Here is a 22,542-nt window from a genome sequence, read left to right on the forward strand (position 1 = left end):
AGCCCGCTCCGGCCCCCATGCCCGCGCCGGTCCCGGCTCCGGTGCCGGCCGATCCCCGCTCCACCTCGCCGGAGGCGGCCCTGGCCTCCGTGGCGGAGCCGCCCAGGGTGACCACGGGCCAGCTGGACCCCGAGCGCTTGCTGGCCGAAGGCTGCACTCTCTACGACATGGGCCAGCTCCAGGACGCCCTGAAGAAGTGGGAGCAGGTTCTGGCGCTGGACCCGAACCACGGCCTCGCCCGGGGCTACGCCAATGGGGCCCGCCGCGAGCTGGGCCTGGGGCCCCTCCACGCCGAGCCCGCCCCGGCCGCCGTGTCCGTGGCGGCCCACCACGCCGACGAGGACATCGATAAGCTGCTGCGGGAGGCCGTCCAGCTCTACGACATGGGGCTGACCGAAGAGGCCATCACCAAGTGGGAGCGGATCCTCGCCCTGGAGCCCGAGCGGCACGAAATCGAGGGCTACCTGCGGGAAGCCCGCAAGGAAGTGGGCCAGGCCACCGCGGCCGCCGCCACGCCCGCCCCAGCCCCCCCCGCCGCGGAACCCGAGAGCCTGGACCTGAAGCTCAGGCAGGCCGAGCACCTGCTCACCCTCCAGCGCCATGAGGAGGCCGCCTTCACATTCCAGCAGGCCCTGCGCCTGGATCCCGGCAATGCCCGGGCCCTGAACGGCCTGGAGCGCTGCCGGAAGCCCGCCGGCCGGCCCGCCGCTCCGGAACCGCGCCCCGCGGCTCCGGTCATGACTCTGGACGCCCAGGGCCGCATCGCCATGGCCGACGAGGAGCAGACAGTCTTCAGCGAGCCCCAGGGCGTCGAGCCCCCGGCCGCCCTGCAGCTGGCCACGCCCGCACCACGCGTGGGCCCCAGCCTGCCCGAACGCCTGCGCGGCGCCACCGAGCTGCTGCCCTGGCTGAGGGAACCCAAAATCATGGTCGCCATCGGCGGCGGGCTGGTGGCCCTGATCGTGGTGCTGGCTCTCATCCACAGCTACCGCAAGGACCAGGCCCTGAAGGAGGAGGTCCGCCGCGCGCGGGCCGCCGCCGTGGCCCCCGTGGCCCAACAGGCCCAGGCCCCAGACCTGACCGAGTCCCCCGCCGCCCTGCGGCAGGAGGCCGAGACCGCCCTGGGCACGGACCCCCTGCGCGCCTACCTCAGGGCCGAGGCCCTGGTGAAGGCCAACCCCGGCGACGCCGCTGGCCCCCAGCTGCTGGAGAAGGCCCGGGCCGGCCTCTCGGGCGGCGTCAGCGGGGCCAGCCTGCCCGAGTTCCAGAAGCACCTGCAGAACGGCGACCTCGAGGCTGCCCGCAAAGTGATGGATGCCTTGCTGCGGGCCCAGCCGGACAGCGCGGACCTGCGCGGCCGGGCCGGGCGTCTGCACCTCACCCTCTGCTTCGCCCATGCCAGCCAGGCCAAGTGGGACGAGGCCGAGGAGGACCTGCTGCGGGGCCGGGCCCTCTTTCCCGGCGACAAGAGCTGGCAGGTGCGCCTGAAGCTGCTGGAGAAGGTGAAGGCCCTGCCCAAGGAGCAACGGCCCGCCTGGATCGCCCTGTTGGGCTGAGGATCAGTTAACCCACACTTCCGGCGGCACAGGATGGCTCAGGAAGTGGGTCATGCCTTCGTTCCGGCCGTAGGCGCCGGTGCTGCCGAAGACCAGCAGGTCCCCCGCGGCCAGCTCCGGTAGCCGCACATCCCCCAGGCGATCCAGGCTGGTGCAGAGGGGCCCGGCCAGCGTATACGGCAGCGTGCCCTCACCCTTGCCCACGGCCTTCACAGGGAAGGGCTCGCCCGTGAGCAGGGGGCGGAGCAGGTGGTTGATGCCACCTTCGAGGATGGCGAAGCGCGTGCCGCGGCTCTCCTTGATCCGCACCACCCGGGCCAGGTAGGTGCCGCAGGGCCCCGCCAAGAAGCGGCCGGGCTCCAGGATCAGCTCCCCCGTGAACCAGGGGTGCCGCGCCAGCAGCTCGGCGTGGCCCCGGCCCAGGGCCGCGAGGTCCAGCGGGGTCTGGTCCGGCGCGTAGGGGATGCCGATACCGCCACCCAGGTCGATCTGCTCGAAGGCGAGGCTGTGCGTTTCCGACAGACGCTGCGCCAGGGTCAGCACCGCGCCGTGGATGGCCAGCAGCTTCGCCGCGTCGCGCTGGTTGCTGGCGGCGAACACGTGCAGGCCGCGGATGCGGACATGGCGCAGGTTCGCGGCCTTCTGGAGCAGGGCGGGCACGTCCTCCTCGTCCACGCCGAAGGCCGAGGGCCCGCTGCCGCCGATGATGCGGTTGCCCTCGTCGATGGCGAAGGCCGGGTGCACCCGCAGGTTCACGGCCGTCTCCCGGTCCACCAGGGCGTCAAGGCGCGCCAGGTCCTCGAAGCCCTCTGCCTGCACCCGCACGCCCTGGGCCAGGGCCTTGCGCAGCTCCGCCTCCCGCTTGCCCGGCCCCGCGAAGAAGGTGCGGCCGGGTGGCAGCCGCAAGGCTTCGACCCGCTCCAGCTCCCCGATGGACGCGCAGTCGAAGCTGGCTCCCAGGGACGCGAAGCATCCAAGCAGGTCCGGGTGCGGGTTCGCCTTCACCGCGTAGGCCACGCGCACCCGTGGGGGCAGCACCTGACGAAGGGAGGTGAACTGCGCCGCGGCGGCTGCGCCGGAATAGGCGAAGCAAGGCGTGCCATGGGCCTCCGCCAGGTGGTGGCAGGTGGCGTCGCCGAGAGGAAAGAGGCCCGTCATCATGCTTTCCAATACGGCGCCAACCGCCGCACACCTTCTTTCAACTGCTCCGGCGTCGCGGCGAAGCTGAGACGGGCGTGGCCGCGGCCGCCTTCGCCGAAGGCGAGGCCGGGGATGAGCACCACCTTGGCTTCGTCGCGCAGCTTCAGGCAGAAGGCCAGGGGATCGGCGTGGGCCGCGGGGGGCAGGGGCATGAAGTGGTAAAAGGTGCCGTCGGGCGGGATCACGACGTGGCCCAACTCCTCGCGCAGGGCTTCGGCCAGGGCCTGCCAGCGCTGTTGCACAGCGCCGCGAGCCTCGGCCAGCACGGTATCGGAATTCTCGATCAAGGCCAGCGCGGCCCACTGGGCCGGAGTGGCGGTACCGGTGACGGCGTAGCCGTGCACGGTGCGGGCGGGCAGCAGCCATGCGGGGTCGCCCACGGCCCAGCCCACGCGGAGGCCCGGCGCGCCCCAGCCCTTGCTCACGGAGCTGGTCACCACCCCGCGGTCGGTGACATCCCGCAGGCTGGGGGCACGGATGCCGAAGTGCAGGTCGCGGTAGACCTCGTCCGAAATCAGCAGCACGCCCCGGGCCGCGCAGGCGTCGGCCACGCGCTTCAGGGCCGTGAGGTCGCCGCCGCCGCCCGTGGGATTGGAGGGCAGGTTGAGAATCACGGCGGAGGCGTCGGGCGTGGCGTCCAGCACGCGGATCAGCTCGTCGGCGTCCAGGCGGAAGCGGTCTTCGGAGAGCCGGTAGGTCACGGGCTCGGCACCGGACATGCGGGCCAGGGCGGGGTAGGCCACAAAGCCCGGGTCGGGCATCAGCACCTTCGTCCCAGGCTCCACCCAGGCCTGGAACAGGGAGAACAGCGCCCCCTGCGAGCCGGTGGTGATGAGCACCTCGTCCACCTGGGCGCCGTGGAAGACGGCCACGGCCTTGCGCAATTCCAGCAGGCCCACGTGGGGCACGTAGGCGCAGGGTCCCGGCGCGCGGAGCAGGGCCAGCCGCGCCACCTCCGGCAGGTCCCAGGTGGGCTCGCCCAGGCCCAGGGGGATGGCCCCAGGCGGCGTACCGTCCGTGATGGCGCGGATGGGCGAGGGCTTCAGCAGGGACAGGCGGGAGGCAGGCTTCATGGCATCTCTCGGTGGGGCCTGGGCGGGGCTACCTCAGCGCCTGCTCCAGGGCGGTGGCCGCGTCGGTCTTGTCATCGCGGTACTTCACGATACAAGGCGCGGCGAGCTGCAGGCCGTGAGCCCTGGCAAAGTCGCCCGAGGCGGGCCGGGAGCCCGGCACCACCACGGCGCCCTCGGGCACCTCCTGGCGCAGCTCCCGGCCGTTCACCAGGTCGTAGATGATGCTGCTCCCCGTGATCACCACGCCCGAAGCAAGCACGGCGCGCTTGCGCACCACGATGCCCTCGAAGAGGCCCACGAGACCGCCCACGAAGGCGTCATCCTCCACGATCACGGGCCGGGCCCCGGCGGGCTCCAGCACGCCGCCGATCTGGGCCGCGGCGGACAGGTGCACGCGCTTGCCGATCTGGGCGCAGCTGCCCACCAGGGCGTGGCTGTCCACCATGGTGCCCTCATCCACGAAGGCCCCCACGTTCACGTAGGCCGGGGGCATGAGCACCACGCTGCGGGCGATGTGGGCCCCGCGCCGCACAGCGGAGCCGCCCGGGACGAGGCGCACGGCATCCTCCAGCCCAAAGTGGCGGGGCGGATAGGCGGTCTTATCGAACATGGGGAAGCCCGGTCCTGGCATCTCCATCAGGTTGGTGCGGCGGAACCCGCAGAGGATGGCCTGCTTCACCCAGGCGTTGGCTTGCCAGGTGCCGTCCTCCTGACGCTCGGCGGCGCGGATGAGCCCCTTCTCGAGGGCTGCCACCAGCAGCTGGTGCATGGCGGGGGCCTTGGAATCGGTCAGCAGGCACTCGGGCGACTGGCTGAAGAAACTTCGAATGGAATCCACATCGACGACCATCACTTGACTCCAGGAATCGTGCCGTCGGGGGCAAGGCAGAGCGCCTCGGCCACGAGCGTGCGGGTGGCCGCCGAGGCGGGCATGAGGGGCAGGCGCACGACGTCCTCGCCGATGCCCAGCAGTTTGAGCGCCGCCTTCAATGGAATGGGATTGCTCTCCACGAACAGCGCGTCCATCAGGGGCAGCAGCTGCTGGTGCAGGCGCAGAGCCTCCAGGGTGTTGCCCCGCCGGGCCGCGGCGATCATGGCGGCGGTCTCGCGTGGCAGGACGTTGCCCAGCACCGACACCAGACCCGAGGCCCCTACGGCCATGGCCGCCAGGGCCAGGTTGTCGTCGCCGGAGAGCAGGGTCTTGCCCGGGGGTAAGGTGCGGGCCACCTCGGCGATCTGGGCGAGGCTGCCACTGCTCTCCTTCACGGCCACCACCTGGGGGTTCTGCCATAGGCGAGCCAGCACGGCGGGTGTCACGTTCAGGCCCGTGCGGCCCGGCACGTTGTAGGCGATGAGGGGGAAGCCCGGCGCAGCCTCGGCGATGGCGGCGTAGTGGGCCACCAGCCCGTCGGGGTTCGGCTTGTTGTAGTAGGGCGTCACCACCAGGGCCCCCGCGGCGCCCAGGGCCTGGGCTCGCTTCGTCATGGCCGCGGCCGAGCGGGTGGCATTGTGGCCCGTGCCCACGATGACGCGGCGGCCGCTGCTCTCCTCCAGACAGGCGGCGATGATGGCATCCCGCTCCGCGTCCAGCAGGGTCGAGGCCTCGCCCGTGGTCCCCAGGGGCACCAGGGTGTCCACGCCGCCGGCCACCACGTGGCGCACCAGCTTGCGGAATGCGGGAAGGTCCACCTCGCCCGCGGGCGTGAAGGGCGTGGCCAGGGCGACGGCGAGACCGGACAGATCGAGGGTCATGGCTTGCCTCCAAACACAAACAGGGGATCGAGCAGGTCGGCGGCCAGGTCATCCATGGTGAACAATCCCTTGCGCCCGTGCAGCCACCGGGCCGCCGCCAGGGCGCCCTGGGCGAAGGGGGCGCGGGACCGCGCTGTGTGGGTGAGCTCGAGCACCTCGGCCGGGGCGTCCAGGCCCACGGTGTGGGTGCCGAACTCTGCCCCTGCCCGCACCACCCCGATGTTCAGCTGGTGGAGGGCCGGCGTGCTCAGGGTCCACTCGGTCTTGCGCGGACAGCCCGCCATGAGGGCCGCGGCCAGGGTCTTGGCGGTGCCCGAGGGGGCGTCAGCCTTCAGCCGATGGTGGTGCTCCACCAGGTAGGGATCCCGGGCCGGATCCCGTTCGGCGAAGCGGCCCATGACCGTGGCGAGGCGGGCCATGAAGGCCACCGTGAGAGAGAAGTTCGAGGAGGTCAGCACGCCGATGCGGCCGGCCACGCGGGCCTCCAGGTCCGGCAGATTCCAGCCGGTGGCCCCGATCACCAGGTCCGTACCGGTGTCCAGGGCCCAGTCCAGGTGCGAGGCCACGGCCTCGGCAACGCTGGCGTCGATGGCCACGTCCACGGGGCCCGTGGGGGAGTCACCCTGGTCCACCTGCCAAGCGAGACCGTCAGGCGCCTCGTTGGCAATGGCCGAGCCCAGGCGGCCCCGCCCGAAGAGGCCGATACGGAGGGCGCTCATGGCGCCCCCACCAGCACGCGATGCAGGCGGCGCAATGCCTCGGCGGTGCTCTCCTCTTTGACGACGAGGCTGAGGTTGATCTCGTTGGCGCCCATGCTTATCATCTCGACGTTGATGTCGCCCAGGGCCGTGAGCAGCTTCGCGCCTAGGCCCGGCGTGGACTTCAGCCGCTCGCCCACGGCCGCGATGATGGCGCGGCGCTCGTGAATCTCCACGGTGGCGAAGGCAGCGAGATCCTCGAGCAGGGCCTTGAGGGGCTCGTCCGCCTCGACGGTGAGGGAGACGCTGACTTCGGCGGTGGCCACCAGGTCGACGCTCACGCCACGGCGGCCGAACACCTCGAAGAGCCGCGCCAGAAAGCCGCTCTGCGCCAGCATCCGTGTGCTGCTCACGGTGAGCACCGTCACGGGGCCCCGGCTGGCCAGGGCCGTGATGGGCCGCCCCGAGCGGACCTCGGCCGAGATGGTGGTGAAGCGGCCCTCGGGCTTCTGTGTGTGCCGCACGGTGACTGGGATGCGGGCTTCCACGGCGGGCTGGATGGTGGCGGGGTGGAGCACTTTGGCGCCGAAGGCCGCCAGCTCCGCGGCCTCGGCGAAGCTGAGGTCGGGGATGGGCAGGGCCTCGGGGACGATGCGGGGGTCGCAGGTGAGCACGCCCTCCACGTCGGTCCAGATCTGCACTTCCTCCGCGGCCAGGGCCGCGCCGAAGAGGGCCGCGGAATAGTCACTGCCGCCGCGTCCAAGCGTGGTGGTGAGGCCATCGGCCGTGGCGCCGATGTAGCCCTGGGTGACCACGGCCCGGCCTGCGCCCAGCAGGGGCTTCATGTGCTCCGCCGCCAGGGCGCGGATGGCGGCCTGCTGGGGCACGGCCTCGCCGAACACCTCGTCCGTGCGCAGCACTGTGCGGGCATCCACCCAGGCGCCGCCCACAAAGGCCGCGAAGATCCGCGTGGAGAGCCGCTCGCCCAGCGAGGCGATGGCATCCATGCTGCGGGGGCTCAGCTCGCGGAGCAGGGCCACGCCGCGCAGCAGCAGCTCCAGCTCCCCGAAGAGATCCGTCAGCGCGACATCGAGGGTCTCGGGCGCGGCGCCCGCGAAGAGCTCCGTAGCGGTCTGGCGGTGGGCGGCCATGAGGGCCCGCTGGCGCTCCATGGCCCCGGCCAGGTCGCCGGCCTCCGCGGCCTTGGCGGCAGCGAAGAGGCCATTCGTGGTCTTGCCCATGGCGGAAAGCACCACCAGCGGCGCCTTGGGCAGCGCCGCAGCCACCAGCCCCGCCACCTGCCGCATGCAGGCGGCATCTGCCACGCTGCTGCCACCGAACTTGAGGACGATCATCGGAGATACCCCTTCGCATGAGCCAGCTCGGCGTTGAGGATGCTGCCGCCGGCCGCCCCGCGCTCAGTGTTGTGGCCCAGCAGCGCGAACTTGATGCCCAGGATGGGACAGACCCGGATGCGACCGACATGGACGCTCATGCCCTCATCCCTTTCCACGTCGCGGCGCACCTGGGGTCGGTCCTCCAGGTCGTGGACGTGGATGGGCACGGCGGGCGCCGAAAAGAGGCCCAGCCTCTGTGGTTCCGGGTTCCAGGCCAGGAAGGCCGCGCGCACGGCTTCGATGGACGGGCTACCCTTCAGCCGCACGCTCACGGCCTCAGTGTGGCCCTCGATGACGGGGACGCGGTGGCAGAGGGCGCTCACGGTCATGGGGGCCAGCTCCACACCCTGGCCCGTGAAGCGGCCCAGCATCTTGGGGGTCTCCTCCTCGACCTTGGGCTCCTCGTTGCGGATGAAGGGGATCACGTTGCCCAGGATGTCCAGGCTGGCCACGCCGGGATAGCCGGCGCCGCTGATGGCCTGCATGGAAGTCATCATCACGGCCTCCACGCCGAAGGCCTCGTGCAGGGGGGCCAGCGCCATGACCAGCACGGTGGCCGTGCAGTTGGCGTTGGTGACGATGCCGCCCTTCCAACCGTGGTGGTGCCGCTGCAGGTCCAGCAGGCCCAGGTGGGCCGCGTTCACCTCGGGCACCAGCAGCGGCACCTCGGGCGACATGCGGAAGGCCGCGGCGTTGGAGAAGACCATGGCGCCGGCCTTGGCGAACTCGGGCTCCAGCTCCTTGGCGGGCCCCGTGTCCAGGGCGCTGAACACCACCGGCGACAGCGCGAACTCCGGCGTGCCGTCCACCATGACCTGGTCGCCCAGGCCTCCGTAGGCCTCGCCATCCAGGCGCCAGGCGCAGGCATCGCGGTAGCGCTTTCCGGAGCTGCGCTCGCTGGCGGCGAGGTGCTCCACGCGGAAGAGCGGGTGGTTGGCCAGGCGGCGCACGAAGCGCTGGCCGACGACACCGGTGGCGCCCAGAACGGTGACGGGGATATTCGTGGTCATGGTTCAGTCTCCCAGGAAATGCAGGGCCAGGCGGCGGTTCAGGTCCACCCCGGCCTTGAGGTCGGCCAGGCTGAGGTGCTCGTCGAGGGTGTGCGCCACGGTGATGCTGCCGGGCCCCGCCAGCACGACGGTACGATCCGGCACCAGGGCGCGCAGCGCAGGTGCGTCCGAGCCGAACGGCATGGGCGCCTGCTCGAAGCCCGGTACGGTCGGATAGAGGTCGGCGGGTTCGTCGAGACGCAGGTCCACGGAGCCCTCGGGTGGGGCCAGGCGCCGGACCTCGGCGAGGAAGGTGCTGCCGGGCACCACGCGGGCCATGAGGTGCGCCTCGGCCTGAGCGGGCACCGAGTTCAGCGCCACGCCCGCCTGGATCAGGCCCAGGTTCCAAAGCTCGGGCCCCAGCTGCGGGTCCACGGGCCGCTCCTGCTCCCGCAGGCGCTGCAGCCAGTCCAGCAGGGGCCAGGTCGCGTTGTGGCCCAGCTGGGGGCTGCCGCTGTGGGCGGCCCTGCCGCGGCAGTGGAGGCACACGTGCTGCACGCCCCGCTGTCCCGTGGCCAGCTTCAGCTCCGTGGGCTCGCCGTTGATGAGCACGCGCAGATCCCCCAATCGATCCGCCAGACCCAGGGCCGCTGCAGCACCGGCGCTGTCCGTCTCTTCCCCCACCACGCCCAGCCAGGCAAGGCCCTCGCGGCCTTCGGCCAGCAGGGTCTTCACGGCTGCAAGCTGGGCCACAATCTGGCCCTTGGCATCGCAGGTGCCGCGACCGAACAGCACGTCCCCTTCCAGGCGCGGAGGCAGGAAGGGCGGCACCGTATCCAGGTGGGTGGAGAAGAGCACCTTCGGCCGACCCCACAAGGCCAGCACATTGGTGCGCCCTTCGGCCACCGGCTGCTCCACCACCTGGGCGCCCAGCTCGCGCAACAGAGTCAGCAGATCGCCTAGGCCGGCATCCTCGGCACCCGAGGTCGTGTTCGATGCGCAGAGGGTCATGAGCCTGGCGATGAGCCAGCTTTGGAGGTCTGCGGGGGCTGCGTTCATGGTCTACCTCGGCGTGCCGACGGTGCCCTCAGGAACGCGATGGGAGGACTCCCGCCGCTGCGCCTCAGGCCCTCCGCGCCGGGTGACCGGCACGACAGCCGCCGGGGTTTCCCCTCGTCGTCCAGGGGGCGCGTCGATGAGCCGCGTTCCCTTCGGCGATCCGCCCCTTTCCCGTCGGGTCATCGGGTTCATCGCCCTCGTCGCCGGTACTGATGGGAACCGCTCCTCCATCGGAAGCTCCACCTTCCCACGGGCGGGGAGGCTAGCGCAACTCCGCCGGCACCAGGGCATCCGCCAGGCGCCGCACGTAGCCGCTCAGGTCGGTCACGGCCGCCACCGCCTCCGGCGTGGTGCGGAGCAGCTGGAAGTAGCCCGCGTAGGCGGCATAGGCCAGCAGGGCGCGCTCCTTCGCCTCCTCCTCCGTCAGCCCCAGGGCCTGGAAGGCCACCACCCCGAAGGCGAGCCGCCGCTCCGAGGCCCGGCGCAGGTAGGGCTGCACCCGCGGATCCTCGCTGGACACCGCCAGCGCCGCGAAGAAACGGCCGTTCTCCACGTCCTCGAAGGCCGCGAAGAGCAACACCCGCAGGCGCCGCCGGGGGTCCTCGATGCCGCCGTAGCGGGCCACCACGTCGGCGCTCTGGTCCTGCTCCCAGGCCTCCAGCGCGGCGTGGATGAGCTCGTCCCGGTTTCGGAAATGCCAGTAGAAACTGCCCTTGGTGACGCCCAGGGCCAGGGCCAGAGGCTCCACGGCCACGGCCTGCACGCCCTCCTGGGCGATGAGGTTCGTGGCGGCCTTCACCCAGGCGTCCCGGGAGAGGGGGGGGGCGGGTCGGACCTTCTTCTTGGCTGGGGGCATGGTGGCCTTGACAGGGGACTTCGTCAGCCTACCATACCATACCGTATGGCAACCATACGCCTGCGTATTGACATGGAGTCTCCATGCGTCCACTCCTCCTCCCCTTCCTGACCGCCCTCCTGATCCTGATGGGCTGCGCCACGCCCGAGACCGTGCAGCGCCGCAGCAGCCTCGCCACCTACCTCGGCGCCAAGGCCCAGCCACCTGCGGAACAGCCCGCTGGGCCAGCCCGGCTTCAGCTGCCCCTGCGGCTGGGCATTGCCTTCGTCCCAGCGGATGCCGGGCAGCGGAGCGGGTCCCTGAATGGAACCGCTCCCGCCAACCTCATGAACGCGGCCCAGGAGCAGGAGTTGCACAGGCAGGTCTCCGACCTGTTCGGCCAGAAGCCCTGGACGCTCAGCTTCAAGGTCATCCCGGCCCTCTACCTGGCCAGGGGCGGCGGCTTCGAGGACCTGGACCAGGTGGCCCGCAGCTTCGGCGTGGACGTGGTGGCCCTGGTCAGCGTGGACCAGGTGCAGTTCAGCAGCCCGCGCTGGTACGCCTGGACCTACTGGACCCTGGTGGGCGCCTACATGGTGAAGGGCGACAAGAATGACACCACCACCCTGGTGGATGCGGCGGTCTACCACGTGCCCTCGCGCACCTTCCTGTTCCGCGCCGGTGGCGTGGGTAGCGCCAAGGGCAGTTCGACCTGGTCCAACCGGGAGGATGCCTTCCGCCAGCAGTCCCGGGAGAGCCTCGCCCTCGCCATGGCCGACCTGTCGAAGTCCCTGGATCAGGGGGTGGCGGCCTTCAAGCAGGACCTGCTCAAGGGCGCCAGGAAGGATGTCCAGCTCGTGGACAAGGATGGGAACCCCCTGGGCAGCGCCAGCTACGATCCCACCAAGCGCTGATGCCATTCGAGCGTGGGCTCGACCTTGCCACCTGTCAGTCTGTTGAGTTGCACTGCATCTGCGATGAGACTTGTGCCTAAGTCCTCACCCCCACGCGCCACCGTGCTCGGCCAACTGTGGCCCGCAAGACGGGAGGCATCATGAAGGCCGTCCTCTGTTCCTTGCTGATCTTCTCGGGTGGGCTTGGTTGTGCCCGTGTTTACCGCCCCCTGATCCTAGAGCGACCGCCCGTGGTCATCCACGCGGACGGGCTCTCTGGCGAAGCGGCGCTCCAGCCCTGGGGGGACAACTCCAGGTACGAGTTTTGGGCAAGAGAATCGAATCTTCGGATCTTCACCGTCACCCTGGAGAATCACACTACTTCGGAGCTAGACGTCCTCCGGCTGGAACTTCCAGAGGGCAGCCATCTGCTATCACCCGAAGAAGCCATCAGAACCATCAAGCAACAACCACTCAAATATTTTTTGCTCCCGTTGACTCCGTTCCTTCCAAGCGTTGCAACCTCGGGTGGTGGTGCCATTGGACCCGTGGTCCTCGGCGTCGCCGCCCTCGTCTTCGGTGCACCCAATGCGGCGGTCGCCTTTAGAAGCAACCAGCGCCTCGAGACCTTCTTCCGGGACAATGCCTGGCAGAAGGGGATCCTCAAACCAGGTCAACAGCAGCGGGGGGTGCTCATCATCCAAAGCCGGGAGACCACCCAGCCCCTGACACTCTGGATCTCCTACCGGGGTGCCGTGGGCGACCGGCGGCTCGAACTGACCGGTCCCGGCCATCCACCACAGAGCAAGCCACAGGTGGTCCGCCAGGGCTAGACTGGTGCTCGGAGCGCCCCATGTCCCTCATCATCGCTGGCAAGACCTTCGACAACCGCCTGGTCCTGGGCACGGGCAAATACAAGGACTTTGCCACCATGCAGGCCTGCTACCGGGCCGCGCGGGTGGAAATGGTGACGCTGGCCGTGCGCCGCTTCGACCTGGGCGCCAAGGGCGAGGAGAACATCCTGAACTGGATCCCCAAGGACATTGCCCTGCTGCCCAACACCGCCGGCTGCTACACCCGCGAGGACGCCCTGCGCGTGGCGCGCCTGGCCCGGGAGGCGCTCGGCACGAATTGGGTGAAGCTGGAGGTCATCGGCGATGCGAAGTCCCTCTACCCCGACAACGAGGAGACTCTGGAAGCCGCCAAGGTCCTCGTCAAGGAGGGCTTCGTCGTCCTGCCCTACGTGAACGCCGATCCCATCCTGGCCAAGAAGCTGTGCGACATCGGCTGCGCCGCCGTCATGCCCCTGGGCAGCGCCATCGGCTCGGGCCTCGGTATCCAGAATCCCATGACGCTGCTGCTCATCAAGGAAGTGGTCGGGGCCTACAAGCTGCCCATGATCGTGGACGCCGGCGTGGGCACGGCCTCCGACGCGGCCCTGGCCATGGAGCTGGGCGCCGACGGCGTGCTGCTCAACACCGCCGTGGCCGAAGCCGGCGAGCCCACCAAGATGGCCCAGGCCATGGACCACGCGGTGATCGCCGGGCGCCTTGCCTTCGAGAGCGGACGCATGGCGAAGCGGCTCTACGCCAGCGCCAGCAGCCCCATGGCGGGCATCGTCGGCAGGTAGCCCCTTTCCCGGTTCACCATCAGCCAGCCTGGAGTCCGCCATGCCCAAGGTCTTCGTGGCACAGCATCACGCCGAGGCGCACCTCGTGATGGGGCTGCTCCAGGCCAACGGAATTGCCGCGGAAGTGCGTGGCGAGGCCCTGTTCACCACCGTGGAAGCGCCGACCATCATCCCCGGCGTGGCGCCTGAAGTGTGGGTGGCGAAATCCGCCCACCTCCCGCTGGCCCTTGATCTGGTCAGGCGCTTTTCAAGGGGAGAGGCCCTGCCGGGTTCAGCGGGGCCCACTTGGCAGTGCCCGAAGTGTTCCGAAATCCTCGAGGCGCAGTTCGCCGAGTGCTGGAGCTGCAGCACGGCCAAGCCAGGCCCAGTGGTCTAGCCGGTCGTGCCAAACGACGAAGCGCCCGGCAACCGCCGGGCGCTTCCGCTTCGTGGCTTGGTTTGTCAGCGGGCCTGGACCGCTTCGGGAAGGCCCACTTCGGCCAACGCGGAGGCCAGGTGCGCCACGGTGCGGTCCACATTGTGGAGCTTCTCCAGGCCGAAGAGTCCGATGCGGAAGGTCATGAAATCCGTGGGCTCGTCGCACTGCAGGGGCACACCTGCGGCCACCTGCAGGCCCGCGGCCAGGAATTTCTTCCCCGTCTGGATGTCCGGGTCCGTGGTGTAGCTCACCACCACGCCGGGAGCCTTGAAGCCTTCGGCGGCCACGCTGGGCAGACCGCAGCTTTCCAGCAGCAGCCGGGCTTTGGCGCCCAGTTCCGCCTGCTCGGCCCGCAGCTTCTCGAAACCGTAGGCCTCCATTTCCTGCATGACCGCGCAGTCCTTGGCCAAGGCATCCGTGGGCATGGTCGCGTGATACGCATGGCCGCCCTTCAGATAGGCGTCCATGATCGCGGACCACTTCTTCAGGTCGCAGGCGAAGCTGGTGCTGGTGGTGCCTTCCATTACGCCCTTGGCCCTTTCGGAGAGCATGACCATGGCCGCGCAGGGGCTGCCGCTCCAGCCCTTTTGGGGGGCGCTCACGAGCACATCGACGCCGATGGCCTCCATGTCCACCCACATGCAGCCCGAAGCGATGCAGTCCAGCACGAAGAGGCCGCCCACGGCGTGGGTGGCCTGGGCCACCGCCTTCATGTAGTCGTCTGGGAGGATGATGCCGGAGGCGGTCTCCACATGGGGGGCAATCACCAGCTGTGGCTTTTCGGTGGCGATGGCGGCCACCACCTCGGCGATGGGTGTCGGGATCCAGGGCGACTGGCGATCCGTGCCGGTACGGCGGGCCTTGAGCACGGTGTGGGAGGCGGGGATCCCGCCCATGTCGAAGATCTGGGACCAGCGGAAGCTGAAGAAGCCGTCGCGGATCACCAGGGCCTTCCTGCCCGTGGCGAACTGGCGGGCCACGGCCTCCATGCCGTAGGTGCCGCCGCCTGGAACGATCACGGCCGCCTGGGCGTGGTAGACGGTCGTGAGGATGCGGTTCATGTCCCGCATCACGTTCTGGAAGCGCTTGGACATGTGGTTCAGGGCGCGGTCGGTGTAGACCACAGAGAATTCAAGCAAGCCATCGGGGTCGATGTTGGGAAGCAGGGCGGTCATGGCAAGTCCTCCTCGGGATCTACTTGAGCCAGTTGATGTCGGTGCCGGCGGGAAGATGCGGTGTGAAGATCGACAGGTACTGGAGGTTCTCCTCCAAGGCCCGGGTGTCGTGGATGATGCCCCGGGGGCAGACGTGCACGTCGCCAAGCTTCACCGGCGTCCACTCGCCGTTCACCATGATCTCGCCCTTGCCGCCCACCACGACCACATACTCGTCACAGACGGTGTGGAAGTGGGTGCCCACCGTGGTGCCCTTCACCGCTGTGCGGATCATCATCTGGGTGCGCGGGCACTCGTAGACCACCTCGCTGTCCACGCCCTTCCCGGGCAGGATGCGCTGGGCGTAGTACTCGTTCAAGTGGACAAGGAGCGCCACGTTGGGCGTGGAGTCAATGAGGCCCTTCGGGGTTTCCAGTTCACAGGTCGTCATGTCGTGTCTCCTTTAAGGAATGGGATGAATGGCGGGTCTCCGCTCAGCTGACGGCGGGCGCTGTCGGGAGGATCCATGGGATGACGAAGGCCTGCAGGAGCACCACCACGATCACGATCCCCAGCAGGATCATGGAATACTTCAGCGTCTTCCGGAAAATGTCGGTCTCATGCCCCACAAGGCCCACGGCGGCGCAGGCCACGGCGATGGACTGGGGGGAGATCAGCTTGCCCATGACGCCGCCAAACAGGTTGGCCGAGGTGGTGAGGACGGGATTCAGGCCCAGCTGGATGGCGGTGACCTGCTGGAGCTTGCCGAACAGGGCGGCGGAGGAGGTGACCGAGCCGGTGAGGAAGACGCCCAGCAGGCCGATGACCGGGGAGAAGATGGGGAAGGCCATGCCTGTGAGGGCCGCGAAGGTCAGGCCCAGGGTGAAGGACATGCCGGAATAGTTGGCCAGGAAGCCCAGTCCGATCACCGCGGACAGCGTGACAAGGGCGAAGCGGAGCTGCAGGAACGTCTTCAGGAGGACCTTGGCGCCGGTCGCGGGGCGGATGCCCAGCACGACCATGGAGATCAGGGAGGACAGGAACATGGCCGTGCCTGGGGCCGTGAGCCACTGCCACTTGTAGCTGGCGGCATAGGCGACGGGCTTGGCGACGATGGGCGCGGCCTTGAAGACGACGCCATCCAGCCCGGGCCACTTGGGGACGGCCAGGAACCAGTGGTGGGTCTTCTCCGCGTAGGTCTTGAAGGCGGGGGTGCCCCAGATACCCATGACCACCATGAGGATGAGGAAAGGCGACCAGGCCTTGAAGATCTGGCCCGCGGTGTAATTCGTGCCGGTGACCGGGCTCGCGGCCTTGTCCTCCTCAAAGGTCCAGGTGGTCTTTGGCTGCCAGAAGCGGATGAAGACCACCAGGCAGAGCAGCGACACCACGGAGGCCGTGATGGCGGGCAGCTCGGGCCCGAAATAGGTGGAGATCACCAGCGAAGTTGCGCCGTAGCTGATGCCGGCCACCAAGGCCGCGGGCCACACTTCCCTGGCCCGCTTGAAGCCCACCATCACCACGAGCATGAAGAAGGGGATGATCAGGGCCATGAGGGCCATGTCGATTCCGATGGCGCGGGCCATGGTGGTGGCGGGAATCCCCGTCACCGTGGCCATCATCATGGTGGGCACGCCCACGGGGCCGAAGGGCACAGGCGGGGTGTTGGCCACGAGGCATATGACGGCTGCGGGCAGGGGCGGAAAGCCCAGGCCGATGAGCATGGCCGCGGCCACCGCCACAGGCGCGCCCTGTCCGGCCACGCCTTCCATGAAGGCGGAGAAGGAGAAGGCGATGAGCAGGGCCTGGATGCGGCGATCCGGGGAGAGTGAGGAGATGGAGCTCTTGATGACCTCGAACTGGCCCGATTCCACCGTGAGGTTGAAGAGGAACACCGCCGTGAGGATGATCCAGCCAATGGGGAACAGGCCGGTCACCATGCCCAGGGCCGAGGCGGACAGCGCGGCGCTGATCGGCATCCGGTAGACCAGCACGCTGATGATGATGGTGAGGAGCAGGGTGATGAGCCCCGCCACGTGGCCCTTCATGCGCTTCACGGCCAGGGCCCAGAAGAGGAAGAAGATGGGGATGGCCACCACCAGGGCTGTCAAGAGCAGGCTGCCGTTCAGCGCGGCGTAGTTCTGATTCCAGGGCATGGGGTTGATCCTTTCCACAAAGCGGGTTGGCAGACAGACATCACAAGCTGGCGCTCACTTCCTGGCGGGTGACGGCGCGACAGGTCCAGAGGCAACCCTGCCGAGCCGAACCTTCTTGGGCGGCCTTGGTTGAGGCGCTCCGTCGTTCAACGGCAGGGCTGGGACGATCCGGGGTTTGGCTCATGGGGATGGAAGCCACTATGCTCCCGGTGCCTCGTTTGACGATGTGATTATCGTCAACATTTCTATTGAATCTAAAAGAAGTTAAACAACCTGGTTCACTGTTCAGACCGCCTTTGATAGGGCCTTCTTTTTCATATCAACGCGTGCACCGCGGGCGCGGTCCACGGCGCGTTTTGGTTCACCTACCCCGGGGCATGCCTCTGGCCACTTCCGCCATGAACTCCATCGGCTCGGCCTTGGGCCGTTCGCTACCCCAGGGCCCTCATGCCCAAAGAAAAGCGGGCCGGCTGGCCCGCTTTTCTTTGGGTGGAGCGGCGCTACTTCGCGGAGACGGCCGGCGCCGCGCCCTTGGCGTCGATGGCCTGGTTGAGCAGGTCCACGCCGTCCTTGGCGGCTTTGATGGCGCCAGTCAGGGTCTCGCGGGCCAGCTCGGGGTTGTGGAAGCCGTCGCTGTTCTCGGCGGTCCAGAACTCCCACAGCACGTGGGCCTCCTCGTGCTTCTCGCGGGCCTTGGCGAGCACATCCTCACCCACCCCGGCGCGCCTGGCGACGACATAGGTGTCGATCAGCCGGCCGATCCAGTACTCGGATTTCCGCATCTTGCCCTTCACGTAGTTGCGGATGGTCTCGATCTCGTACTTCTTCGCATCCACCCCATCCTTCGGGTGGCAGCCCAGGCAGGAGGCCTTCACCTCCGCCAGGGGGCGGATGACGCCGTGCGTGGAGAAGATCTTTCCGTCCTTGCCCTTCTGCTTGGGCATGTGGCACTGGTGGCACTGCACGCCGGCCCTGTCATGGGCACTGCCCGCGAAGGCCTCGGCCTCCGGATGCTGCATCTTGATGAGGCGCGCGCCGGTGACGGCGTGCTTGAAGTCGTAGAAGTCCAGCTTCTTGTAGTGCGCGAGGAGTTGCTTGGCGTTCTTGAGGGGGAAGTGGTTGGTGCGCGGATCGTCGTAGCCCACCTTCTTGCCGTCGGACCACTGACTGCCCGTGTTGCAGTTGTATTCCACGTGGCACTGGGCGCACATCATTCGGGAGTCGGTCTTCTGCATGACGCCGATCTTCCGGAAGCCTTCGCGGAAGTCCACCACCTTCAGGTCGGTCTTGCCGTCCTTGGCGAAGATGTTCTTGTCGCCCTCGCGGCCGATGGCCTGGATGAGGGCATCCCGAACGATTCGGGGGTTGGTACCGTGCGGGTCGTGGCACTGGATGCAGCCCACGGGGTAATGCGTGTCCTTGGCCACTTCAACCGGACTGGAAGTCCGGTCCCAGCGGGCCTTGGCGTCCTTCTCCCCCAGGAACTTCCACTTAAGGATGTGGTCCGACGTCTTGCACTGCATGCAGGTGGGGTTCGCAGCCATGGCCGTCTCCGGCAGCTTGAACTGGGGACCCTTGTCCTCCAGCACGTCCCAGGTCTTGCCGACCTCGGTCACGCCCTTCCAGCCGTGCCTGAACTGGAAGCGGCCGCCCTGGAACCGATCCACGGCGAACTGGTCGATGACCATGAACGCGTGGCCCCGGGGCTCGTTGTGCTCGAAGGTGAAGCCGTGACCCGCCAGGAGCTTGTCCTGCATGGGCGAGCGGCCGGCGGGGATGCCCTTCTCCTTGCGGGCGCCGCCTTCGAAGTTCACCTTGAAGAAGCTCTGGTACTGGTCCTTGTGGCAGCTGCCACAGATGGCGGGATCCATCTTCGTGACAGGCTTCACCTCGCCAGAGCTGTCCACGTGCTTGGCCAGGCCGTCATGGCAGACCGTGCAGGCCAGCCGGGCGTGCTTCGAGCCCTCCTTCATGGTCTGGATCTGGTCGTGGCACTGGTAGCAGGTCTCCTTGCCGAGGCTTGCAGCCTTGGGCTTGGCGGGCTGGAACCCGAGGGCCAATACCAGGCTGAGGGAACCGGCCGCACTCCAGAGGGCTCGACGCGGGGCGAATGGGTTGGACATCGAAGGCTCCTGTGGGGCGCGGTGGCTGCCGCGAAGGTGGAAGCGGGGCGACATCAAAAGAGGTTCGCCGCGTTTAAGAGTTGAAAGTCCTCTTTCAAGAGATGGGTTAAGGATACGGCGGTCCGAATAAAAAACCAGGGGGTTCGAAGTCACAGCTTGGGGTGGTGGATAATGCCCCATGCCCGACTTCGACCTCAGCCCCTTGGAGTGCCGCGTGCTTGGCTGCCTGCTGGAGAAGCAGTTGAGCACACCTGATGTGTATCCCTTGTCCATGAACAGCTTGCTGAACGCCTGCAACCAGTCCAGCAACCGCGAGCCCGTCCTGGCCTTGGTGGAGGCCGATGTCCAGGAGACCGTGCAGTCCCTCATCGCCAGGGGTCTCGCGGAACACTGGCCCGGCCGCGTGCTGAAGGTGGCCCACACCGCCAAGCCCACCTGGAACCTGTCGGTGCAGGAGGGGGCCCTCCTCGCGGAGCTGCTCCTGCGCGGCCCCCAGACCCCCGGAGAGCTCCGCACCAACACCCGCCGCATGTACAACTTCCTCGACCTCGAGGAGGTGGAGGGCTGCCTGGCGGTCCTGATGGAGGCCGACCCACCCCTGGTGGTCCGCCTGACCCGAGCCCCCGGCGCCCGTGAGGCGCGGGTGGCCCACCTCCTCTCAGGCGAGGTCGTCACGAGCGCCCCCCAGGGCTCCGAGCCCCCTGCCCCTCGCGCGGGACGCCTGGAGCACCTGGAGGCCGAGGTGGCCTCCCTGCGGGAGGAGCTCGCGGAACTGCGCTCGGCCTTCGAGGTCTTTAGGGCTCAGTTCTGATGGGCCAGGCGGCCGTGGTGGATCGGTTCTATGAGGCCTTCGCCCAGCGGGATGCCGCGGCCATGGCCGCCTGCTACCACCCCGACGCCACCTTCGAGGATCCGGCCTTCGGCCCCCTCGACCGTCAGGCCGCCTGCGCCATGTGGGCCATGCTCCTGGGCCGCGCCACCGATCTTGCGGTCTCGCACCAGGTGCTTCGGGAAATCGGCGCCGAGACCACAGCCCGGTGGGAGGCGCGCTATACCTTCATCCGTACGGGCCGCCCTGTGGTCAACCGCATCAAAGCCACCTTCACCCTGGAAGATGGCCTCATCCGCACCCATCGCGATCACTTCAGCTTCTGGGCCTGGGCTCGCCAGGCTTTTGGCCCAGCAGGATTCCTGCTGGGCTGGACGCCCTGGTTCCAGGCCAGGGTGCGGGCCGAGGCCCTGCGCGGTCTGGCCGCCTATAGAGTCAAGGCGGGACGCTAATCCAGGCCGATGGCCCGAAGTCCTGCGGCCAGGGTGTCGTAGTGCTCCGGATCTGCCTGGAACACCACCCGAAGCGGGAATGGGGCTAGGTCCGCCTTGGCGTCACGGAGCACGGCCAGCAGTGTCCCGAGCGAATCGGGCGATGCCTCCTGCAGCAGTTGATCGGCATCCAGGACGAGGAAGGTGCCGCCTTCAGGCAGGTCGGCCAGGGCATCCCGCAGCGCATCCCAGGTGCCGCCGAAGTGGGGCGGGAACTGTGCGGCGGCGGCCCACTCGTCCATGAGTCCCTGCCTGGTGCGCATGCGGGAGCCCCGCAGCCACCACAGGGTCGACTGCCCCGCGGCCGCAGCCACCAGCTCCCCGGCCGTCCCCCGCCAGGGCTGGATCAGGGCAGACCCCAGGAAGGGCAGGGCCATCACTTCACTTCGAGGAAGGTGCGGTAGTGATCGGCCGTATACCAGGCCCGTCCGTCATTCCCGGTCACCAGCCGCTCACTGCCGCGGTTCTTGCCCTCGGCCCGCAGCCGCACGTCCCACTCGCGGTAATCGATGCGCTTCCGCTTGGCGTTGTAGCGGGGCAGTTGTCCCTCGTAGTTCCCGAAGACCCGCCCCCCCACGTAGCCCGGCGGGGCATAGCCGTGCTGGCGAACATAGGCCAGGGTCTCCCGGGCGTGGGCCGGAATCGGATCCTGTACGGCGACCTGGGCCTGGACCGGCGGGGGGACCGGGGCCTGAGGCCCACAGCCCGGGGGCAGGAGGAGGGCGGCCGCGCACACCAGGCCCGCGGCCAGGGATGCGAGGGTGCTTCTCCAGCGGGTCATGACAGCTCCGGGCGTTGTCGGAAAGTGTAGCGCCTCAGGTGGGCTGGTTAGCGGTGGTGATGGTCTCGAGCCCCTTGGCATCCGGACCGGTCTCCGCACGACGCAGCAGATACGCGAAGAGGAATCCGAAGAAACCGAGGCTGCTGAAGATCCACATGCCCAGCCGGTAGCCGTTCGGATTGGCCGCGCTGGCCCCGGCATGATCGTTGGCCCAGCCGATGAGGAAGTTGAAGCCCGCCAGGCCCACGTTCTGGATGAGGGTCATGAGGCCATAGGCCGTGCCCAGCTTCGCCTCGGGCACCAGGTAGGCCACGGAGGGCCACATGACGGCGGGAATGAGGCTGAACGCGATCCCCATCATCGCCATGGGCACGTAGAGGCTGACGTGGGTGTAGGCCATGAGCAGGTAGACGGGGATCAGCAGCAGGCTGCCCAGCATCATGAAGAGGGCCCGCTTGCCGACCCGATCCACCAGGAGGCCGAAGAGCGGTGTGCCGATCATGGCGAAGAGGGTGAGCATGGAGGACAGGAAGCCGCCGAGCTCGCGCGTGGCCCCATGGGCATCCTGGAAGAACTTCACCGCAAAGGTCTGGAAGGGGAAGATGCCGCTGTAGAACGTGATGCACAGGGCCACCACGTACCAGTAGGTGGGGCTGAACTTCAACAGGTCGCCCCAGACCACCTTGTCGGTGCCGCCTTGCGAGCCCAGGGTGTACTTCCGCGCCGCGCTGTTCTCCATGAGCCAGTAGATGCCCGCGGCGATGACGCACATGGCGCCGAAGACCGTGGCGATGAGCAGGGGCGTGCGCCAGGAGCCGAAGGCCCCGCGGGCCCAGGTGGGACTGTTCAGGGCCGCGAAGGAGCCCAGGCGGGCGATGAGGAGGTTGATGCCGAAGGCGAAGCTCAACTCCTTGCCGCGGAACCACTGGGCCACCGCCGCCGTGACCGCCACGATGAGGCTTTCGGCGCCCAGCCCGAATATCAGCCGGCCCGAGGCCATCACCCAGAGCTTGGGACTCATGGCCGTGACGAGCGAACCAAGGAAGCAGAGCACGCCGAAGATGAAGGTGGCCTTCTTGACGCCGATGCGGTCGATGAGGATGCCGCCCAGCAGCACCATCACGATGTTCGGGACGCTGTAGATGCCCTGCAGGAGGCCGATGTTGCCATCCGTGAAGCCGAGCTGCTTCTGCAAGACATCCGCCAGGGGGCTGATGGCGTCGTAGACGTAGTAGTTGCCGAACATGGCCAGGCTGATGACGACCAGCACCAGCCAGCGGAACGCCGGGGGTGGCGCGGGGCGGTCAAGGACGTGGGTGGCTGGCGTCATGGAACTCCCGGACGGGCTAATCCTCCATCCTGCCATCACGGGGGCGGCACCATGCCGGGAAACAACTTTGGGTAAATTCACCCCTGGTTTTATGGGGGATCGCGCATAGAATCTTTTTCATATCTCTTTCAATCCACCCTTTCCCGACCCGGAGCCAACCCGCTCCCCGGGAGGACTG

23 protein-coding genes and 1 riboswitch are annotated in these 22,542 nt (G+C 68.5%); of the genes, 7 read left to right on the forward strand and 16 right to left on the reverse strand.

Features of this window, described 5'->3' with window-relative positions; genetic code table 11:
- Positions 1-1,556: tetratricopeptide repeat protein (locus WAS25_RS15005; RefSeq protein WP_422313540.1), on the forward strand; the 1,556-nt coding region annotated here is incomplete at its 5' end.
- A gap of 3 nt (positions 1,557-1,559) precedes the next feature.
- On the opposite strand, the gene WAS25_RS15010 is transcribed toward WAS25_RS15005, so the two are convergent.
- From WAS25_RS15010 to WAS25_RS15050, 9 genes are all read right to left on the reverse strand, one after another.
- Complete coding sequence (locus tag WAS25_RS15010; RefSeq protein ID WP_422313542.1) at positions 1,560-2,714, reverse strand: hypothetical protein; 1,155 nt, start codon at positions 2,712-2,714, stop codon at positions 1,560-1,562.
- Positions 2,714-3,829: a pyridoxal phosphate-dependent aminotransferase gene (locus WAS25_RS15015; protein ID WP_422313544.1), complete on the reverse strand. Its 1,116-nt coding sequence runs from the start codon at positions 3,827-3,829 to the stop codon at positions 2,714-2,716. Before WAS25_RS15015 ends, WAS25_RS15010 begins: the two co-directional genes overlap by 1 nt.
- 28 nt (positions 3,830-3,857) lie before the next feature.
- The gene (locus WAS25_RS15020; protein WP_422313546.1) at positions 3,858-4,679 is read right to left on the reverse strand and encodes a 2,3,4,5-tetrahydropyridine-2,6-dicarboxylate N-succinyltransferase; all 822 of its coding nucleotides are present in this window, start codon (positions 4,677-4,679) and stop codon (positions 3,858-3,860) included.
- Positions 4,679-5,581 carry a 4-hydroxy-tetrahydrodipicolinate synthase gene (gene dapA / locus WAS25_RS15025; protein WP_422313548.1) on the reverse strand — a complete coding sequence of 301 codons (903 nt, stop codon included), beginning with the start codon at positions 5,579-5,581 and terminating at the stop codon, positions 4,679-4,681. Before dapA ends, WAS25_RS15020 begins: the two co-directional genes overlap by 1 nt.
- Entirely contained in the window at positions 5,578-6,300 is a 723-nt protein-coding gene (locus WAS25_RS15030; protein ID WP_422313550.1) for a 4-hydroxy-tetrahydrodipicolinate reductase, read from the reverse strand. The genes dapA and WAS25_RS15030 overlap by 4 nt, the downstream gene beginning before the upstream one ends.
- Positions 6,297-7,634: a lysine-sensitive aspartokinase 3 gene (lysC, locus tag WAS25_RS15035; RefSeq protein ID WP_422313552.1), complete on the reverse strand. Its 1,338-nt coding sequence runs from the start codon at positions 7,632-7,634 to the stop codon at positions 6,297-6,299. Before lysC ends, WAS25_RS15030 begins: the two co-directional genes overlap by 4 nt.
- Positions 7,631-8,686 (reverse strand): aspartate-semialdehyde dehydrogenase, encoded by a 1,056-nt coding sequence (gene asd / locus WAS25_RS15040; protein ID WP_422313554.1) that lies wholly within the window; start codon positions 8,684-8,686, stop codon positions 7,631-7,633. Before asd ends, lysC begins: the two co-directional genes overlap by 4 nt.
- Positions 8,687-8,689: 3 nt before the next feature.
- The gene (locus WAS25_RS15045; RefSeq protein WP_422313556.1) at positions 8,690-9,724 is read right to left on the reverse strand and encodes a M20/M25/M40 family metallo-hydrolase; all 1,035 of its coding nucleotides are present in this window, start codon (positions 9,722-9,724) and stop codon (positions 8,690-8,692) included.
- Between the two features lie 58 nt (positions 9,725-9,782).
- Positions 9,783-9,962, reverse strand: a riboswitch (Lysine riboswitch).
- 24 nt (positions 9,963-9,986) lie between these two features.
- The gene (locus tag WAS25_RS15050) at positions 9,987-10,580 is read right to left on the reverse strand and encodes a TetR/AcrR family transcriptional regulator (RefSeq protein WP_422313558.1); all 594 of its coding nucleotides are present in this window, start codon (positions 10,578-10,580) and stop codon (positions 9,987-9,989) included.
- Positions 10,581-10,663: 83 nt separating this feature from the next.
- Here WAS25_RS15050 and rhlP point away from each other — a divergent pair, with 83 nt between their 5' ends.
- The 4 genes from rhlP to WAS25_RS15070 all read left to right on the forward strand — a co-directional run bounded on the left by rhlP (position 10,664) and on the right by WAS25_RS15070 (position 13,458).
- Complete coding sequence (rhlP, locus tag WAS25_RS15055) at positions 10,664-11,473, forward strand: rhombotarget lipoprotein (RefSeq protein ID WP_422313560.1); 810 nt, start codon at positions 10,664-10,666, stop codon at positions 11,471-11,473.
- Positions 11,474-11,613: 140 nt separating this feature from the next.
- Positions 11,614-12,285, forward strand: coding sequence for a hypothetical protein (locus tag WAS25_RS15060; protein ID WP_422313562.1), 672 nt, complete (start codon positions 11,614-11,616; stop codon positions 12,283-12,285).
- Between the two features lie 20 nt (positions 12,286-12,305).
- The gene (locus WAS25_RS15065; protein ID WP_422313564.1) at positions 12,306-13,082 is read left to right on the forward strand and encodes a thiazole synthase; all 777 of its coding nucleotides are present in this window, start codon (positions 12,306-12,308) and stop codon (positions 13,080-13,082) included.
- 40 nt (positions 13,083-13,122) lie between these two features.
- On the forward strand, positions 13,123-13,458 hold the full coding sequence (locus WAS25_RS15070) for a putative signal transducing protein (protein ID WP_422313566.1): 336 nt from the start codon (positions 13,123-13,125) through the stop codon (positions 13,456-13,458).
- Positions 13,459-13,523: 65 nt separating this feature from the next.
- Here WAS25_RS15070 and WAS25_RS15075 read toward each other — a convergent pair whose 3' ends face one another.
- From WAS25_RS15075 to WAS25_RS15090, 4 genes are all read right to left on the reverse strand, one after another.
- On the reverse strand, positions 13,524-14,675 hold the full coding sequence (locus WAS25_RS15075) for an aminotransferase class V-fold PLP-dependent enzyme (protein ID WP_422313568.1): 1,152 nt from the start codon (positions 14,673-14,675) through the stop codon (positions 13,524-13,526).
- A 19-nt stretch (positions 14,676-14,694) separates the two neighbouring features.
- Positions 14,695-15,105, reverse strand: a complete 411-nt coding sequence (locus WAS25_RS15080) for a cupin domain-containing protein (protein WP_422313570.1) — start codon at positions 15,103-15,105, stop codon at positions 14,695-14,697.
- A 43-nt stretch (positions 15,106-15,148) separates the two neighbouring features.
- The gene (locus WAS25_RS15085; protein ID WP_422313572.1) at positions 15,149-16,810 is read right to left on the reverse strand and encodes an L-lactate permease; all 1,662 of its coding nucleotides are present in this window, start codon (positions 16,808-16,810) and stop codon (positions 15,149-15,151) included.
- A gap of 500 nt (positions 16,811-17,310) precedes the next feature.
- Positions 17,311-18,933, reverse strand: coding sequence for an ammonia-forming cytochrome c nitrite reductase subunit c552 (locus WAS25_RS15090; protein WP_422313574.1), 1,623 nt, complete (start codon positions 18,931-18,933; stop codon positions 17,311-17,313).
- A gap of 178 nt (positions 18,934-19,111) precedes the next feature.
- On the opposite strand from WAS25_RS15090, the gene WAS25_RS15095 reads away from it, so the two are divergent.
- Positions 19,112-19,744, forward strand: a complete 633-nt coding sequence (locus WAS25_RS15095) for a YceH family protein (protein WP_422313576.1) — start codon at positions 19,112-19,114, stop codon at positions 19,742-19,744.
- A gap of 17 nt (positions 19,745-19,761) precedes the next feature.
- Positions 19,762-20,214: a nuclear transport factor 2 family protein gene (locus tag WAS25_RS15100; RefSeq protein WP_422313578.1), complete on the forward strand. Its 453-nt coding sequence runs from the start codon at positions 19,762-19,764 to the stop codon at positions 20,212-20,214.
- On the opposite strand, the gene WAS25_RS15105 is transcribed toward WAS25_RS15100, so the two are convergent.
- From WAS25_RS15105 to WAS25_RS15115, 3 genes are read right to left on the reverse strand one after another with little or no spacing between them, the layout of a single operon-like run.
- On the reverse strand, positions 20,211-20,630 hold the full coding sequence (locus WAS25_RS15105) for a barstar family protein (RefSeq protein ID WP_422313580.1): 420 nt from the start codon (positions 20,628-20,630) through the stop codon (positions 20,211-20,213). The two genes, WAS25_RS15100 and WAS25_RS15105, sit on opposite strands and share 4 nt — an antisense overlap.
- The gene (locus WAS25_RS15110) at positions 20,630-21,034 is read right to left on the reverse strand and encodes a ribonuclease domain-containing protein (RefSeq protein WP_422313582.1); all 405 of its coding nucleotides are present in this window, start codon (positions 21,032-21,034) and stop codon (positions 20,630-20,632) included. Before WAS25_RS15110 ends, WAS25_RS15105 begins: the two co-directional genes overlap by 1 nt.
- A 34-nt stretch (positions 21,035-21,068) precedes the next feature.
- Positions 21,069-22,364, reverse strand: coding sequence for an MFS transporter (locus WAS25_RS15115; RefSeq protein WP_422313584.1), 1,296 nt, complete (start codon positions 22,362-22,364; stop codon positions 21,069-21,071).
- Positions 22,365-22,542 lie beyond the last annotated feature (178 nt).

The sequence above is a fragment of the Geothrix sp. genome, from assembly GCF_049292215.1.
Classification (GTDB): domain Bacteria; phylum Acidobacteriota; class Holophagae; order Holophagales; family Holophagaceae; genus Geothrix.